General features: G+C 38.0%; 15 protein-coding genes. 2 read left to right on the top strand and 13 right to left on the bottom strand.

Annotation, left to right across the window (positions count from 1 at the left end; translation table 11 throughout):
- Window position 1: 1 nt before the first annotated feature.
- The 4 genes from L8T27_RS23090 to uxaC all read right to left on the bottom strand — a co-directional run bounded on the left by L8T27_RS23090 (window position 2) and on the right by uxaC (window position 4522).
- A complete protein-coding gene (locus L8T27_RS23090) occupies window positions 2-1165 on the bottom strand; it encodes a Gfo/Idh/MocA family protein (protein ID WP_237943217.1) in 1164 nt (387 codons plus the stop codon).
- Window positions 1165-2052 (bottom strand): sugar phosphate isomerase/epimerase family protein, encoded by an 888-nt coding sequence (locus L8T27_RS23095; protein WP_237943219.1) that lies wholly within the window; start codon window positions 2050-2052, stop codon window positions 1165-1167. The genes L8T27_RS23090 and L8T27_RS23095 overlap by 1 nt, the downstream gene beginning before the upstream one ends.
- A gap of 19 nt (window positions 2053-2071) precedes the next feature.
- Window positions 2072-2917: an AraC family transcriptional regulator gene (locus tag L8T27_RS23100; RefSeq protein ID WP_233314840.1), complete on the bottom strand. Its 846-nt coding sequence runs from the start codon at window positions 2915-2917 to the stop codon at window positions 2072-2074.
- 201 nt (window positions 2918-3118) lie between these two features.
- Entirely contained in the window at window positions 3119-4522 is a 1404-nt protein-coding gene (gene uxaC, locus L8T27_RS23105) for a glucuronate isomerase (RefSeq protein ID WP_237943221.1), read from the bottom strand.
- Window positions 4523-4751: 229 nt separating this feature from the next.
- On the opposite strand from uxaC, the gene L8T27_RS23110 reads away from it, so the two are divergent.
- Window positions 4752-5921, top strand: coding sequence for an ROK family transcriptional regulator (locus L8T27_RS23110; protein WP_237943223.1), 1170 nt, complete (start codon window positions 4752-4754; stop codon window positions 5919-5921).
- Window positions 5922-6006: 85 nt separating this feature from the next.
- Here L8T27_RS23110 and L8T27_RS23115 read toward each other — a convergent pair whose 3' ends face one another.
- The 6 genes from L8T27_RS23115 to L8T27_RS23140 form a co-directional block, all read right to left on the bottom strand.
- Window positions 6007-7413, bottom strand: a complete 1407-nt coding sequence (locus tag L8T27_RS23115; protein WP_411411380.1) for an MFS transporter — start codon at window positions 7411-7413, stop codon at window positions 6007-6009.
- A 341-nt stretch (window positions 7414-7754) separates the two neighbouring features.
- Window positions 7755-8489, bottom strand: a complete 735-nt coding sequence (locus L8T27_RS23120; RefSeq protein ID WP_237943225.1) for an alpha/beta hydrolase — start codon at window positions 8487-8489, stop codon at window positions 7755-7757.
- 9 nt (window positions 8490-8498) lie between these two features.
- A complete protein-coding gene (locus L8T27_RS23125; protein ID WP_237944188.1) occupies window positions 8499-9494 on the bottom strand; it encodes a FecCD family ABC transporter permease in 996 nt (331 codons plus the stop codon).
- Window positions 9495-9507: 13 nt separating this feature from the next.
- Window positions 9508-10518: a FecCD family ABC transporter permease gene (locus L8T27_RS23130; RefSeq protein ID WP_237943227.1), complete on the bottom strand. Its 1011-nt coding sequence runs from the start codon at window positions 10516-10518 to the stop codon at window positions 9508-9510.
- A gap of 60 nt (window positions 10519-10578) precedes the next feature.
- The gene (locus tag L8T27_RS23135; RefSeq protein ID WP_411229604.1) at window positions 10579-11535 is read right to left on the bottom strand and encodes an iron-hydroxamate ABC transporter substrate-binding protein; all 957 of its coding nucleotides are present in this window, start codon (window positions 11533-11535) and stop codon (window positions 10579-10581) included.
- A gap of 89 nt (window positions 11536-11624) precedes the next feature.
- Window positions 11625-13241, bottom strand: coding sequence for an ABC transporter substrate-binding protein (locus L8T27_RS23140; RefSeq protein ID WP_237943229.1), 1617 nt, complete (start codon window positions 13239-13241; stop codon window positions 11625-11627).
- 121 nt (window positions 13242-13362) lie between these two features.
- On the opposite strand from L8T27_RS23140, the gene L8T27_RS23145 reads away from it, so the two are divergent.
- Window positions 13363-14178 carry an alpha/beta hydrolase gene (locus tag L8T27_RS23145; protein WP_237943231.1) on the top strand — a complete coding sequence of 272 codons (816 nt, stop codon included), beginning with the start codon at window positions 13363-13365 and terminating at the stop codon, window positions 14176-14178.
- Between the two features lie 143 nt (window positions 14179-14321).
- Here L8T27_RS23145 and L8T27_RS23150 read toward each other — a convergent pair whose 3' ends face one another.
- The 3 genes from L8T27_RS23150 to L8T27_RS23160 all read right to left on the bottom strand — a co-directional run bounded on the left by L8T27_RS23150 (window position 14322) and on the right by L8T27_RS23160 (window position 17980).
- Window positions 14322-14474 carry a hypothetical protein gene (locus tag L8T27_RS23150; protein ID WP_237943233.1) on the bottom strand — a complete coding sequence of 51 codons (153 nt, stop codon included), beginning with the start codon at window positions 14472-14474 and terminating at the stop codon, window positions 14322-14324.
- A 345-nt stretch (window positions 14475-14819) separates the two neighbouring features.
- On the bottom strand, window positions 14820-16901 hold the full coding sequence (locus L8T27_RS23155) for a TerD family protein (protein ID WP_237943235.1): 2082 nt from the start codon (window positions 16899-16901) through the stop codon (window positions 14820-14822).
- Window positions 16902-17059: 158 nt separating this feature from the next.
- Window positions 17060-17980, bottom strand: coding sequence for a hypothetical protein (locus L8T27_RS23160; RefSeq protein WP_237943237.1), 921 nt, complete (start codon window positions 17978-17980; stop codon window positions 17060-17062).
- Window positions 17981-18127: the final 147 nt, after the last annotated feature.

Below are 18127 nucleotides of genomic sequence, written 5' to 3' on the forward strand. Positions count from 1 at the left end.
GTCAGCTTTTAATTGGGTTTAGTTTTTCCGCTTCTATCTTTTTGTTTAACTCAGCTAGATATACCTCTTCATCAATTGGCAGCTCTACTTCTTTGTCTAACCAGCTCGACAGATGAATGGCATTTGCCAGTGCAACCCCATTGATTCCATCAGAGCCAGGGGCAAGGAGCGGCGTGCCGTCTATAATATTAGCTGCAAAGTTTTCCAAAACAGCGATATGCTGCTCTCCCCAAACACTCTCGAATTCTAGCACCTCTTCTGAATAGAGCTCTTGTGTATTGCCGCCCATAAATATTTTTGTCACCTCATGCATGCTCATAGTAGCACTCATTTCTGACTCTGGTTTAACAAGGCGTTTAATCGTTATTTTCTGACTGTCATCAACAACGATTTTCCCCTTGTCTCCCAATATTTCAAAACGGTCCGTCCCTATTACATCATGTGTACAAGTAATGAACACACCTGTCGCACCATTTCCGTAATCAAGCAATGCAGTTACTTCATCTTCCACAGCAATATTGCGCTGAAATCCATATTTCACATTAGAATAAACTTTCTTTGGCATCCCGCAAATCCATTGCAGCAAATCAATTTGATGGGGCGCCTGATTGACAAGGACACCGCCGCCTTCACCATTCCAAGTGGCTCTCCATGCTCCTTGGTCATAATATCCTTGCGGCCTCCACCATGTTGTTATCATCCAGTTTGTGCGGCGGATGTTGCCAATTTCCCCTGTATCTATTAAACTCTTTAAAGTTTGGTAAAGTGGATTTGTCCGTTGATTAAACATAATCCCAAAGGTTAATTCCGGTTTTGTTGCTGCAAAATCATTCATTTCTTTGACTTGTTTTGTATAAACACCTGCTGGTTTTTCAACAAGTGCATGAATATCTCTTTTTAATGCTTCAATCGCCATTTCAGGATGAAGATAATGAGGAACGCATGTGACGATTGCGTCTATCTCACTTCCTTTAAGCATGTCAATATAGTTATCATAAAAAGGAATACCAGGAAACTTCTCAGCTGCTGCTGTCTTTTTCGCTGGATCAATATCACAAATCGCCCCTAGCACCATATTTGCGACTCGCCCCTCTGCCAAAAAGTCAGCATATGCTCCTCCTTGAGCTCCTAACCCAATAACACCTAATCTCACTTTGCTGCCCATTATACTTCCTCCTTATTTGTAATTTGGTTAAGAATGTCTAGCAATGACTCATATTGCAGCTTGTAGGCACTCGCTCCTGTAAGTGCTTCATTGTTTTCGATAAAGTGAAGCGATTCTTCCAGCTCCAAGTCCTTTAGCGAATCAAATAACACAAGATGCGGTTCCAGTGTCAAAAATCCCTGATAGCCTTCGTCCATTGCCAGTTCCAATATTTCTGGAATTCTGCCTTGCCCAGTACCGCATACTACATTCTGTCCAGTTTCTGATACTGCATCTTTTATATGAATATAGACGATGTCATCCTTCAAAAGGTCATAGCATTCTTTTGGTTCCTCACCACACTGTACAAAATTAGCAAAATCAAAAATTGCTTTAAAAGAAGCTGAGCCTACTTCATGCAAAATCTCTTTACAGCGCCGGCCAATATCCCCATAAATATCCTTCTCATTTTCATGGAGCAAAATAATATCATATGATTTAGCAATTGCAGCAAATTCCTTTAATTTACTAATAACATTCTCTCGATATTTGTCTGCTTCTTCCCCTTTCGGAATATAGAAGCTGAAAATTCGGATATACTTACAATCAAGCAAGCTGCAAATCTTGCATATTGTGTGGAGCATTTGCTTTTGCTCTTCAAAGCCGCTGTCGTCATCAATTAGGATCTTGCCTATTGGAGATCCTATAGACGAAACACCGATTTCTGCTTTTTGCAAACGGGGTAAAACATCATCCCTTATTTCGTCTACCGAAAAATCACCAATATTTCTTCCGTCAATTCCACGCAAGGATATATAATGCATGCCAAGCTTTTTAACTACCTCAAGCTGTGTATTAAAGTCAGCTGAAATCTCATCTGAAAACCCTGAAATCAATAGGTTATTCATCTTTATAAAGCCTCCTTAACTATTTTTGGCCAGTCTTTAGTGCTCGATAATTTCTTGCCGTGTTTCCTACCTTTTCTTTGAAGTACCTGCTAAAATGAGAAATACTTTCAAAGCCTGATTTCTGCGCAATTTGAGATAATGGAAGATGTGGCTCCACTTCTAATAAATATTTGGCATGATTAAGACGACAGCCCATTAAGTACTCCATCACCGTAAACCCCGTAATTTCCTTGAAGACATGAGATGTATAATATTTGCTTAAATTTCGTTCTTTAGCTAATCTGTCTAAACTGACTTTTTCCGTAAAATGCTCATCAATCCACGATGCTATCATCTCGGCATGAATTTCCTTTTCTGGTCTTTTTGCCGGAAACATCTGTAAATCTTTTTTGCTCATTTTGTAAATCTCTACAAGCAGCTGTACAAGTTCTAATTTCACTTCTGCCTCTAATATGTCTGGTTGATTATTTTCCTGTTTATGATGGATTGCAAATAGGCTACTGATTTGACTCATTTTCTCTTCCACCAGCTTTGCTGACTTATCATAGCCTGTTCGAAGGAGGCAGTTGTTCAGTTTTCGAAAGGGGTCCAGCAAAGCTTCCATTCCAAGCACATGCAAAATTTCCTGTAAATAAGCTGGTGAAAAATGAATGACACTTCTAATATAGGGGGTTTCTAATGATGGATTCGGTTTATGCAATGTTAATCCGTCCATCAATAAAATATCTCCCGGCTGCAGTTCATAAATCCGGTTATTTATTAGATATTTGCAGTCTCCCGAGTGAAAAAAATATATCTCGTATTCGTGATGTGAATGAAACTCAAAGCCTGCCGTCTCCATTCCTCGCATCCTGTAATAGGCCATTATCCATTGCTCCAGCTAAAACCACCCCGTTTGGTAAGCGTTATCATTTTTTTATTAAAGTAAGAACCTGTTTCTATTGTATTGCTTTCTGGAAAATAATACATTCTCTAAAAATGCTGAAATCTGCTGTTTTTTTTACTGAAATTGCTTTTTTAAAAGCAGCTTCAGTAAAATTTCTAGAAACACCCTGCATGCTAACAATTACCTTACTAAAAAGTATCGCTCTGCGTTTTGAAATCCAATGTTTCTAATTGTTTCCTCAAGCAGGTCCATATCGTACGGTACCAAACCGGATTCTGCCCAATTACCGAAAAGATTACATACAATCCTGCGAAAATAATCATGGCGGGCATATGAGAGAAAACTCCGTGAGTCTGTCAGCATTCCAATAAAATGGCTCAACATCCCTACATTCGCAAGATCCTTCATTTGCCTTTCCATACCATCGATATGATCATTGAACCACCAGCCTGAACCAAATTGAATTTTTCCTGACACACCCTTTTCTGAATAATTTCCAACCATGCCGGCAAGTACGGGATTGTCTTTTGGATTAAGATTGTATAAAACGGTTCTCGGCAAAGCATCCTCCTGGTCAAGTTCATCAAGAAATGCAGCCAGCGCTTGCGCATGATTAGCTTCTCCGACTGAATCAAAACCAGTATCTGGTCCAATAAGCTTCTTCATTTTTGTGTTATTGTTGCGCATCGCCCCTATATGTAATTGCATGACCCATTGTTTTTCCGCATACATTTTCCCTAGCTCTTTTAACAAAAAGGAACGATAGCATCCTGTTTCCTCTTCTGTCAGCTCGATACCTTTCATACCTTTTTGAAAGATGCTGTCAATTTCTTCCTTTTTCGCATCTATATATTCCATCTTAGGGATATCATGATCAGATGCACAGCAGCGATTTTGATGAAAAAAATCAACTCTCTCTTTCAATGCAGCTAATAAGCCGTCTAAATTATCAATCTGAATTCCAGAAGCGTCTGCTAATTTTTTTAACCATTCACTAAATGCTGGTCTTTCTATAAATAGTGCCCCATCAGGCCGGAAAGTAGGAGCAATGATCGTTTTAAATGTCTCATCATTATTCAATAATTGATGGTATGTTAACGGGGAAATGGGGTCATCTGTTGTTCCGATAAATGTAACATTTGATCTTCTTATCAATGCTCTTGCAGTGAATTGCGATGTCTTAAGCAATTGGCTGCACTGTTCATATATCTCAGAGGCTGTTTGTGGACTAAGCAGTTGATCAATACCAAAATACATTTTTAGTTCCATATGTGTCCAGTGATATAAAGGATTGCCAATCAGGTATGGCACTGTTTCAGCCCAAGCCTTAAACTTCTCCCAATCACTGGCATCTCCAGTAATAAAATGTTCATCCACACCATGAATACGCATGACTCTCCATTTATAATGGTCTCCACTAAGCCATAGCTCTGTCAGATTCTCGTATGTTTTATCTTCCCAAACCTCTTGCGGATTTAAATGGCAATGAAAATCAAAAATTGGTAAACTGGTAGCCGCATTTTTATATAACTGTTTTGCCGTATTCGTATCTAATAAGAAATCATTATCTAGAAATTTCTTCATATGCTCCCCTCTCCCATTCATATGTTTTCTCAAGTTATTGTAAGCATTTACATTTTATTTTATATTAATTTGTTCACTAAACAAATTAATTCCACACATAATGTAACATGTTTAAATTTGTTAGTCAATGCAGATTACAGATTTAACAGAGGTTTTGTTAAATGTTGCTGGTATAATAAGGGTAGTCTAATATTAAATATATCAATATATAAAACCAATGGAGGATCACATGATTACTGGTGATGCAGCATACATAAAAAGAATTAATCGCTCCTCAATTATAAGAAATATTATTAAAGAAGGTATGATCTCACGAGCAGATTTGTCTAAGGTTACAGATTTAACGAGAGCGACCATTTCTGTTCAAGTGGCTGATCTTTTAGAGGAAGGTTTAATTGTCGAGACACAGCTTGAGCATAATTCAGTTGGCCGAAAACCAATTATGCTTTCCTTAAATGGAAGTGCAGGTTTTGCTCTTGGTATTGATTTGGATAGCGGCAAAATCTCCTTCATTCTTTCAGACCTTCTCGGCCAGCCAGTTTCCACTAAATCTGTTGAATTGAAAACCAATGATTACGCTAAGATTTTACATATCCTCATAGAGGAGATAAAGAATTTCCAAGAAAATACGCCTGTAAGCGAATATGGAATTGTCGGTATTGTGATTGCTATTCACGGATTAGTATCAAAGGATGAAATTATACATTTCGTCCCTCGGCTTAACTGGAGCAACATCCATCTGAAAGAAGATTTAAAAAAGGAAATAGACATTCCTTTATATATAGAGAACAATGCTAATCTCTGTTCTTTTGCAGAAAGGGTCTATCAGCACCATGAAACTGACTATTTATTGTGTACAACTCTATACTCTGGTATTGGCATCGGTATGATGATGAATGATGAGTTTTTCCGTGGGTATGATGGCTTCGCTGGGGAAGCCGGCCATATGATTATCGTTCCTGGCGGAAAGCCCTGTAATTGTGGAAACATGGGCTGCTGGGAGAAGTATGCTTCTGAAGCAAGTATATTTGAACAGCTTTCTTCAGCCAGAAATCTGGAGGATTTAACGTATGACCAAATCCAAGCTTGGATTGAAAGCGGCGACCAAGAGGTAATTGACTTAATGGAACAGCTTCTTTACTACCTTTCCATCGGTCTGAATAATTTAATTAACATGTACAATCCTGATACACTTGTGCTGGAAAGTGAATTGCTGCATATCTATCCTGATTCGCTCGAAAAAATTAAAGCGAATCTGACCTCTTCCACCAGCCATTATCAAGGGCTGTTAATCTCCCCATTAGGAAAAGGTGCTGTAGTTTTAGGTGCGTGTGCATTAGCAATAAAAAACTTTCTCGATGTGCCAATGCTCAATTTTTCTCTTGAAAGCAATGCTTAAGACTAAACGAAGCCTCACCTAAGTTGGGGCTTCGTTTGCTTTTGGCAAAAAAAAGATAGCTGCAATCCAGCTATCCTTCCCATATTTATTTAGCAGCATTCCTTCTATCAGCAAGATCTTGTGCAAGCTGTAGCGTTTTCTTTTTGCTGAGCGGGTATAAGAATACAAGCAGCAAGAAAACTAGAAATAAAGAGCTTGCTGTCAACAATGTCGCAAGGGTATGAATGCCCTGCAACGTGCTTTCTGATTGCACGTCTAATGACGCACTATAACCAACTGCAGCAAGTGCCGTTCCACCTAATCCACCTGCAACTGCTTGCCCTACCTTTCGAGCAAATGAATAAATAGAGTAAATCGTCCCATCTTCCTTCATGCCTGTTATGAATTCATGATAATCAATTACATCTGTGACAAATGCCCAAACAACAATCCCAAAGAACGAAAAACCAAACATTCCAACTGCAGAGATTGCAAGGAATTGACTAGCGCTAATATCTGATAAGAAATAGAGCAGCAAATAATCTATTACGGAAAGCAGCAAGCCTGCTGCTGCCACTTCTTTTTTCCCAAATCTTGCAACTAGCGGTTTTGCAATTACTATCGCAATAAACATGGCAGCTGTCGCAATAAGCCCTGAAATACTTAATGCTTTTGCATTATCAAAATAATTTTTGAACAAATATACATCAACAGCTCCCTTTAACATAGAGCTCATAATAAAAACGAGTGAAGCAATAAGGATAATCAGAAGCGGCTTGTTTTTCCCTACCCCTTGTAATGTCCGTTTCAGCGAGGTTTTGCCTTCCTTTCTTGTCTCTGTAATACGTTCCGTTGACATCTTGTAACATGCCATATAACAGGATAGTGAAAGAACTGCAAAAATGATGGCTGCCATAAAAAAACGGCTAGGATCTGCTTTATTATCGACAAATACAATTAACGGTCCTATCACGTTTACAATTAACCCAGCTAAAGTTGCCCCCATTGTTCGGAAACTTGACAGAGACGTACGCTCGACAGGATCACTTGTAATGACAGAAGCCATTGATCCGTAAGGAATGTTTACCGTACTATACAATGTTCCCCATAAAATATATGTCACAAAGGCATATGCTTCATAAAAGCCTGTTGACATGCCGGGAATATGTATAAACATCAACACTCCTGAAAACACGAGAGGAAAAGACATTCTGAAAATCCATGGTTTGAACTTTCCATTTTTACTTGGCTTTCTCGTGTCAATAAAACGGCCCCATGTTACGTCTGCAACTGCATCCCAAAGACGCGCAATAAGGAAAATCGTTCCTACCATTGCAGGACTTAGACCAAAGACATCTGTGTAATACACCATTAAAAACGAACCTACTAGTATAAAAAAGAAATCATTGCCAAAATCACCAAATAAATAACCTAACTGATCTTTAACTCCAAATTTTTGTACTTTCCTGTCTACATCTGGTATTACTAGCTCTCTGTTTGTTTGAGCCATCATTATCCCTCCAACAGAATTGTAATTATAAGACGGAAATTTCAAATAAATCAGTCGGTGCTTATGCAATTATCTTTAGATGTGCTGTAAGCTATGAACATTCAATCCGTTGTTAGCATAGAAAAACATTATTCCTCCCCTCTGCTTCACTATTTGTAACCCCTTACATTTCATAAAACACACTAGACCAAACTAACTGATGATGCCATAATTAATTTGTTTAATGAACTAATTAATTGGTCGTTATTAGATTAACACCCTCTAACTCGTTCGTCAAACACTTTTTGAAAGCGCTTTTTTAAATTTTTATACAAAAAAGAACGATGCTTTTAAAAAGCATCGGTTCATTTCTTATATAGCCAGCGCAATGCCACCATAAATTGCTCAATAAAGTATTCCCGCTGGTGATTAGCAGCTTGCCTTACTTCAAAAAGCAGCTGCTGCTGAGAAAATCCCTTTCGTTCAAGGATGCCATTCGCATTTTGCACAGACTGAACCATTTCCTGCTGTATATTCGTTTTTCCTTTTCCTTCTTCACTGCCAACATATAAATACAGCTTCTTTTTCTCAGGAGAGCACTCTTCATTCTCTAAAAATTCGAGCATATTTGGAAACCATAAGGATGGGGATAGTAGACCGTACTTCCCGATTACCTCACTGGTAGAAAACAAGGCAAACAGCGTAATTAGTCCTCCTAAAGAAGCTCCGAGCATACCCGTTTCCTTCATATCAGGTATTGTGCGGAATTGACTATCTATATATGCTTTAATAGACTCTTCCCAAGTATGCAAATATTCTTTTCCTTCCCCCTTAAAATCTGGGAAGGCTGGTACTAAACTCTCCGCAGGCCATGGAGTATATTCACGAAGTCTATCAACAGGCTCCATTCCAATAAGAATCACTTCTTTGATTTCATTTACTTGATAAGACTCTTTTAACTTAGCCAAATTACTGGAGAATAAATAGTGTCCATCATGCACATAAACGGCAGGATAATGCTGATCTGTTTGATAGTAGCTTGGAGGCAAGCAGATGTACAGCTTCCTGCCGCCAACTGTTTTTTCAATTAACTCTTCCATTCTTGCCTCCTAAACTTTTGCTTTTACTAATAAAAAGATGAAATATGGTGCTCCGATAATGCTTAGTATAATACCTACAGATATTTCTGCCGGTGCGACAACGCTTCTGCCGATATAATCAGCTACTGTCAAAAGCAGCATGCCGACAAGCCCGCAAACTATCAAGGAATGACGGTTCTTCAATCCAACTAGAAGCCTAGCGATATGAGGACAGATTAGTCCAATAAATCCAATGCTTCCGGAAACTGCCACACATGAACTTACTAATATAACGGCACCTGCCATCAACAGCCACTTCTCCTTCTCCACTTGTATGCCAAGACCTTTCATGACATTTTCTTGGAGGCGGAATAAATCGAGCTTGTAAGCTTTAAAGAGGATGAAGGGTACGACAAGTAAAAACCATGGAAGTATGGAAATGACATATGTCCATGTAGCATTATAGATGGTCCCATTAAGCCAAACAGTTGCCATTTCAAAGTCCTGTGCTTTCATCTTTAGAGACAGAAACATGGACAGTGATCCAAACCCTGTGCTGATTGCAATTCCTGTTAAGAGCAGCCTTTGGGAATCAAGGCCGCTAATTCTGTTCCATGCTAACAGGAATATAATCGTAGCAGCAAACAATCCGCCGATTAAACCAATCAGTGGCATTAACAGCTTCATCAGGAGCTGATCGCCAGAGAAATTTCCTTGAAAAAGGAGCATATATGCAACAATAAAAGCTCCCGCTCCACTGTTTATACCAAGAATGGCCGGATCTGCAAGTCCATTTTTTGTAATGCCTTGAAGGACCGCACCGCCAACACCAAGGCCAAAGCCAATCAGCAAGGCAAGCACAAGTCTTGGCAGCCTTAATTCAAATAGTACTAAATCAATATCCTCCTGCGGACGTATGCGGAACAAACTTTCATAAAACTGCGAGAAGGTGATAGGATACACGCCATTTGTGATGCTGTAATAACCGGCTGCTAGGATAAGGACAAGCAGAACAAATACGGTTATGTAAAATCTTTTGTTAAACACGCTGATCGCCTCCTCCCTTTCGCTTAATTAAATAGAGAAAGAAAGGAACACCGATGAAGGATGTAATGATGCCAATCGGTGTTTCAAATGGATAATTGACAAACCTGCTGATCACATCACAGAAAACTAAAAATACTCCGCCTAATATGCCGGCACACGGGATAACGGCCCGATAGTCACTTCCGACAAGATATCTTGTGATATGGGGAATAATCAGTCCGATAAAGCCAATTTTCCCGACTAATGCCACTGATATTCCTGTCATTAAGCCGACAGCTGCCATAGATAACAGCTGAATCCATCTTGTCTTTTGTCCCAAGCCTGTTGCGAGATCCTTGCCTAAAGACAGGATTGTCACTGATTTTGATAAAAACATCGATATAATAATTCCAACTAAGGCAAATGGAATAACAAACGTTAATAAAGGTGAATCGATTTGATGAAGCCTCGCATTATACCAAAAGCTCATTGTTTGGGAAACTTGGAAATAGGAGGCGAGACTGGAGGATACACCGCTTAAAAAAGTTCCGATAATCGTCCCGATTATCGCAAGCTTGACTGGCGAATAGCCGTTTTTCACGAATGCTGCCAAGCCCATTACAAGTGCGACACCAAACAGTGATCCAAAAAATGAAAGACATAATAGCTGAAAGGAAGATAAATTAGGCAAAAAGATAAATGAAATGGTAATAAAAAAAGCAGAGCCGTCTGTCACTCCCATTATGGATGGAGATGCTAAATAATTTCTTGTGATGCCTTGCATTAATGCTCCCGAAACAGCTAATAGTATCCCAATCAGTAAGGCACCAACTGCTCTTGGTATTCTTGAACTCCTCACGATTGTCTGCTGCATATTATCTGGATCATAATGGAAAACAGCTGCAAAAATATCCTTAAAGGATGTGTCTGTTGCACCATATCGGATGGAAAGAAGCGTAACGAGCGCAAACAAGATTGGAGATAATATAATAATTAAATGGGTTGCCAGTTTTTTTTGATACATACATATTCACCTTATATACAATTAGTACTTGTCCAGGAGTTCTGGACAAGTACTGTTATTTTACAGCCCTAATTCTTTCTTAAATGCTGCTAGGAAGTTTGTTTTACTCCAAGCAGTACCGCCTGCTGCCATTGGGTCAATTGCATTTACATATACATGTCCGTCTTTAACTGCATTCAAGTTTGTCCAAATAGCATTGCTTTCGAAATCCTTCAAAGCGTCTTTATTCTCTTGATTTTCAGATTCCTCAAATTGCACAAACAAGTAATCAGGATTCATTTCAGCCAGCTTTTCCAATGAGATTTGTTCTTGGGCTTTAGCTGCTTTTACTTCTTCTGGTACTGTAAGTCCTAAATCAGTGTAAAGTACTGGATTGAAATACACACTCTCTGGGTATACAAAAATGCTACCGCTGCGAATTCTGACCATTACAACTTCTTTATCAGCAATTTTTTCCGCAACTGCTGTCTTTGTTTCCTTTACACTTGCTTCGTAATCAGAAATGTACTTTTCAGCTTCCGCTGTTTTACCCGTAATCTCTGCCAAAACAAGCAGATTATCCTTCCAATGAGTAGAAATATGGGAAATCGGAATCATTGGTGCGACTTTATTTAAGCTTTCCACGACATCTGCTTGAAACTTGCTTGTTCCAAGAATGACATCCGGTTTTAATTGCAAGAGCTTCTCTGTGCTCGGCTGGAATTTGTCACCAATTTCTTGAGCCTCAGACATGGAATCTCCTAAAAATGCAGGAAACTCGCCACCAGTTGCTACTGCTCCTACTGGTTTAACTCCTAACACAGCTGCATCTTCCATTGCTTCCTGACTTGCTGTAACAATTTTAGTACTATTGCTTGGAATTTCATATTCTTTATCTAAAAATGCAATTGTTTTTGTCGTATCAGCACTTGCTTCCTCTGCAGGTTTTTCACTGCTACCTGCAGACTCTTCTTTTCCGCAGGCAGCTGCAATTACAAGCAGGATACCTAACATTATAATAAATGCATATTTTTTCACGAAGATCTTCCCCTTTTATATAGTCTAATTGATATTGATAACCACTTTCAATTAGGATTATACAAAACTATCTTTTATTGGAACATGGATTATTTCCTCTCATTTACTTGTACTTTTTCCGTAATCAATTCTAATAGATTATGAATAACACGAAGATGAGAGCTTGCAGAGCATTCATTCCAAGGATCTGATTGGATGTAATAAACTTGCTGGCGTTTCACAGCTTCAATATTGTTCCAATGCACCGATGTCCTGACAGTCTCCCAATGTTTTAGCGTTTCCTCATCCTGGCGTATATTCATTAAAAGGAAATCTGGCTGCATTTCCATAACAGTATCTATTGATATTTGTTCATTATGCTTCCATTTGTCTTTCTCTTGTGCAGAGCCTATCTGCAGCTCTTCATAGATTACTTCTATAATGGTTCTAGAGCGGTTTAAATAGTAATTATCCTTGAAAAGACTGATGACTAGTCCTTTTTTTCCGCTTAAATATGGAGCTAGCTGCGCAGATGCACTTAATGCCTGATTTTCATAGAAATCCATCCAATCCTTTGCTTCTTTTGTGCAGTTCAAATATTCTGCTATCTGAAAAAACTGATCTTTCCAATTGTCCTGCTCTGAATAATAAAAGACAGGAGCAATTTTAGCTAATTCTGCTTTTTCGTCAGCAGTTATTTCCTGTTTCGCTATAATTAGATGGGGCTTTGCCCTCTTTAGCTTCACAATGTTTTTGCGCCATTCTGTATGCTTTCGATAAGACTCGAGATGGAAGATAATATCATCTTTGTACTGCTCATAATAATCAAGCGTCCATTTCGGATGAATGGGGGCTGCATATGGAAGTATTTGCAACGCCAGCAGATGTCCTGTTGTTGCGAAATCATAGGAAGCTATTTTTCTATGTCTTTTCTCCCGATATGCCGATGGAGAAATGCCGACAGCTTGTTTAAACTTTCTGCTTAAGTAGAATTCATCCGCATAGCCGACAGAACTGGCAATAGAACGAATGCTGTCTTTTGTCATCAGCAATAGTTGTTTAGCTTTATTTACACGTAATCTCGTAATATAATCGCTTATCGTAATACCGTATTGTTTTTTAAACATTTCTGAGTAATATTTAGGACTAAGCTCTGCCTGCTGTGCCAGCATATCAATCTTTAAGCGTTCATGAAAATGAGCTTCCATATACCTTTTTGTTTCCTCGATTGCTAAGAGAGTATCATTAGGTGTGTCGTGCTTTTTATAGGACAATAAATGAAAGAATACTTCATCAAGCCTGGCTCTCTGCAGAAAATGGAGGTAAGGGGTGTCCTCCCCTTCAAGGCGATACATTTCCTCTATTAGTACTGCCGCCTCTTGATGATAAGGTATTACCTGCTGCTGCATACATGCCAAGCTGTCTAAGTAGGGCTGAATCTCTTCCTCCTTGTCTTTCAGAAAAACTTGAAAGGAAATAAGATAATAATCTACATCACTAGCAAATGTAAGTTTATATGTACTGCTTGGCGGGATGACGAGGAGCTGGTGGCTGGCAAATTGCTTCACTTCTTTATTGATCGTAATGGTTCCTCTGCCAGTCTGAATATATATTAAATCGAAATAAGACGTAATTTTATTTTCCTTGCTTTGCTTGTGAATGCGCTTGATGCTCTTCAAGTCTAAATAGAAATTTTTCCAAATATTATTATTTTTTATGATTGCCACTTGTTTTCCTCACCAGTTCCCTTTAAAATATTTGATGATATTGATAATCATTTTCATTAATAATACCAAAATTTAACCAATTAATAAAGATAGCCTGCACTTAAATGAAACGGAGGAAAGTATGAAGACAGAACCATATACCTTGCCGCATACAGAATGCTGGTCTATCTTGTCACAAGGAAATCAGCAATTATATAAAATATTCGTATCTGTTCCTGATTCACCTGCGCCTGAAGATGGTTTTCCACTTATATATGTACTAGATGGAAACTCTATCTTTGCCAGTTTCACAGAAAGTATGAATCTGCAGACTAGACGGGGAGAGATTACAGGAAAAAAACCGCATATTATTGTGGGCATCGGTTATGAAACAACAGAACCATTTAATGACAGTAGATATTTTGACTATACCTTCTCACCTGAGATAGATTTCTTATCCTACCATCCCATAGACAGGGACTTTCCACCAGGGGGCGGCGGAAGCTTGTTTCTTTCTTTTATTGAAAAACAACTTAAGCCCCAAATTGAACAAAAATATGAGGTTAATACCGAAAAACAGACGATTGTCGGTCATTCTCTTGGCGGTTTATTCGTACTTTCTGCATTATTTACTTCGTCTTCTTCCTTTCAGTATTATGTGGCAAGCAGCCCCTCCATCCATTGGAATGAAGACTTTTTAAATACGGCAAAGCAAAAGTTTATGGAAACTGAGCCGAAAGCGAAGCTCCTTATCACAAGCGGAGAATTGGAAAGAGATCATTTTTCACAAATGAATGAAAAAGCGAAGAAACTTAATGATGAACTTCAAACACATGTTTCTGCTAAGTTTGATAGTGAATTTCTCGAATTTCCAGGAGAGGATCACACGACAGTTCTCCTGCCGCTCATTAACAAAACGATTTTGTTCATGAATGATATTAAACAGCAAATTAAATAAACTATACTGTTTTGCTTGAATTAATAGTAGCTTGGGTATAATATGTAACTATAAGCATAAACTAGAAAAAGCCAAGGAGCGGGTAACTCCTTGGCCCTGAACTACTGCCATATCGGGCGGTGCGGTCAGGCTAATATATTAGATTAGCGAGAAGAACCACCCTTACGTTTGTGGCGCGGGGTGGTTCTTCTTTGCTCTTTTTTCCTTTTGCCCGCTAAGCGCTGTGCGTAAGCTGCAGCAAAAGCAGTGAAAAATACTGTGACAGTATTCTCCAGCAGAGTCTTTAGAAAATCCATTGGCGTGTTCACCTCCTTCACCATAAGGGAAAGAGTGACCAGCACCACCCGCATCAAATATATGTAGTTCACTTCTATTATACACTTTTTTGGTAGGTTTTTCTTTACATTCCAAATAGTTTCATAATTTAGGATAAATCACCTAACAACAATAAATAAAGCCAGGCTTATTATAAAGCCTGACTTTATAAAGGAAACTGCCATACCTAAGTTCGATAAAACTTAAGAGTTTAAGAAGGAAGGTATAACATAGCCTTTATATTAATTGGGAAAGCAATCCATCTAACGATTTACAAGATATAAGAGTTAGAAGGAAGATAGATAATAGCCCAATATGTATTCATACTATAGATATTCTGAAACAATGAGATCAAGATCAAAAGGAGTAATCCCTTTATCAACAGAGAAAATTAAATCTGCTTCCTCTATTGTAGCACAAAACTCTCCTCGTGCCTCAATATGAAGTTTAAATAAATCATATAAATTCGGTTTGACAAGTGAAGTTAATGCCTTTCCCATCAACACCATTCCCATTTGATTTTCTTCTACATTATTAGCAAAATATGGATCCGTTCGAAGTGCAACATCTGTCCAAATAATTTTATTATCCTGTAAATCAAGTATCATTGGAATACATATCTTAGAATCAGATGTAATATCCATTCTATTCTCGACTGTTTTTGGCTCATATATTTCCCCGGAATTAGGATTTTCTCTGCTCATCCAGCCCATAAAGCATTCTGGAAGCTCATTAAATGCCTCACCGCTAAAAGAATGGATAGAAAAGACAATATACCTTCCGCCGAAATTACGGACCGACTGTATATCCAAATCAATGAACTCACTAGCGCCTGCTGGTGCTGAAGTAATATCACCACTATGACTCGATTTATACTTAGCTGATTTTAAGTTCGTATACGAAACATGTTCCAAATATCCCCAGGCTTCATCATACATAACGGCGGATAAATCGACATCTGTGCCCCAATCTTTCGAGCCGTCTTTCCAATAAAGAAAAGTTCTAATTGTCTTCATGGACTCTGCCACATCCAGCTTAGATCCTCTCACAACAGCTTTAACCGACTTATTAGCGGAGCGCTGGGAAAATGGCACAAGATAATTTTTTAGTGCTTCGTCCAAATAAACCTTTCCAATCGAACCCTTTTGCTTATAAATACTGATTAAACTGTTGTCACAAATGCACACAATTTCCTCACAAACTTCCTCTGCAATATCAGGGAGATTATTGTCTATCACAAACATCTTCGCTACATTTCCTTTAGGAAAAAATGATCTTTTTTCATTTCCTGCATTCCTGTTTTTAAAATGTTCTCTTACTTGCAACAGCACCGTCGTTTCTACTTTTTCAGCAATTGCCTTAAAATTCTCGATCACAATCTCAGGCTGGTGATGAAGTCTTAATAGGTGATCAAGCTTGCGCGCAAATTCACCTGGTCTTTCAGACAAAAAAGTCATAGCATCATCCATTCGCTTTGTGCACAGTGCCTCTGCAACAAGACCATTAAATGTAGGAATATGCTCATTATTTCTCAGCTTGAAAAAAGCTTCGTTCGCCTTTTTAAATTGCTTATATTCTCCTGGATGGAGCCGCTCTCCTAACCTAATCCATCTGTTCTTATACCTTTTCATATCCTCTTCGATATTGCCGCAGTTTTCAAGAAGCGTTAGAAGTAAACGTCTCTCCTTTCTTTTAAAGCTCTTAAATCGTGTACTTGCAGCTAAGCTGACATCCCCATCCGAAAGAGACACAGCAATCCGCAGGACATCTGTAGCTGTTTTAACATATTGAAACAGAATCTTATGATCTAAGTTGTTCTCCAATAATAACTTTCCAAGTAAAGCAATATTCTCCTTCAAAGGCACTTCTCGCGGTATAAGCTGCCCGGCCATTTCAGGAAAGCTTGAGAAGGCATACTCCAAGTCTGCCTTGTCAGTTGCTGAAAGGGACGTTTTTGAAGAAAGCAAGTTTCGGAAAATCATCAAAAAATCGTCAGTCGAACCAAGGGCTATCACTTTTTGCTCTGTTCTGTCATACAACGGCAGTCTTGTCTGTTGCTCATATTCAGGCAATATTGTCCCCTCTGACAAATAATGTATAAGCGCGTTTACAAATAGTTCTGCATCGCTCGCTTCCATCACCTGCTGCGGAAAGTTCGGATACATTGGCTTATAGGTCTTATTTGCACCCAATAATTCTTTCAAATTATCGATGGTGGATAAATAGAATTCATTAAGCTGGTTTGCGGAATATGTATATAGTGTATCAATGATAGATTTAGAAAATGTGTAGCCTAGTGATTCAAAATTGGCTAAGATGGTGGCTATGTAATGGAGATTAGGCGTATGTTCATTGCCTTTGGTTAGGATGAGTTTGTTTTTTCTTCGTAAGTAGATTTGATTAATCATTATTCACCTCTTATAAATAAATACCTTTCTAGTTATATCATCATTTAGTAAAAAAATAAAATAATAACTTACATAATTAATATAATATGGAAACTCAGTTTAATAATAAAGAGAGGCAAACCTTTGAAAGGTTTGCCTTTGTATATGGTAATCTACTACTAAAATTCTTCTTCTTCCTCAACAGCAGTTATATCAAAGAGATAATCAGTTGTTGCTGTACCTTCCCATCCCTCTTGAGTAATATTACCTTGCTCATCTGTCTCTTCACTCATTTTTTTCAGAGCATATGTTGAGATAGAAAAACCTTCAACTGGTAACTGCTTTTCATCTAATTTCTTTATTTCTCCATTTGAAATAACATGAGGTTCATTTTCAGCAAAACCATATTGCGTTCTTTCGCCAAAGCTGTGTATCGCAAAAGTAGACAAACTTCCTTTAGCATTTGTAATGTCTGCAATATTAAGCGCGTTCATATTTACAAAGAAATACTTGGCATCTACTAAAGAAATAAGATTATCCAAGGCTTCAAAATGACTTTTAGAAATTTCATACCTATTCTTATCCACTACATAATTAATACTATAATATACTATGTCAAAGTGATCTTGCTGAATTAAATCCCAGCTTAATTCTGTCGGCTTGCCTGATTTAGTATATTGCAAGTTAAAATTTGTGAGCTTAATTTCACCATCTTTAAGTTTCAATTTCTTCATAACCAAATCGTTCTCTTTATCAAAATTAAGCTTATATACCGAACCAATTTCATGTTCAAGATTTATCGTGCGGCTCTCCCATTTATCTACAGCAATTGGTGTGATCCATTGTACGATTATAAATATAATGAAACCAAAGATGGCTGCTTGACGTTTAATAGGCGTATTTAACTTAGGTCGGAAAAACAGTAAATAAATGATAAAGCCAAGCGGTAAGGCAATTCCATTAAATTTAAATGCAAATACACCTAATATATAATAGCCAATTATTTTTAAAGAAAAATAGGCTTCTGAATCACTCTTTTTCTTGATTAAATACAATAATCCCCCAACTACTAACACTATGTAAACAATAGATGAAATCATCAAGTCCCCCTGTCTGGAATGCTGTCTCACTCCAGATATATGTATTATAATTCCAATACAAGTATAACATGGCAATTATAATTCATTTATAGAAAGTTATTTTGCTAATGAAAAAAGACCTTCATTCTAATGAAGGTCTCACTTATT

It is taken from the genome of Niallia sp. Man26, from assembly GCF_022049065.2.
In the GTDB taxonomy this organism is placed as follows: Bacteria; Bacillota; Bacilli; order Bacillales; family Cytobacillaceae; genus Niallia.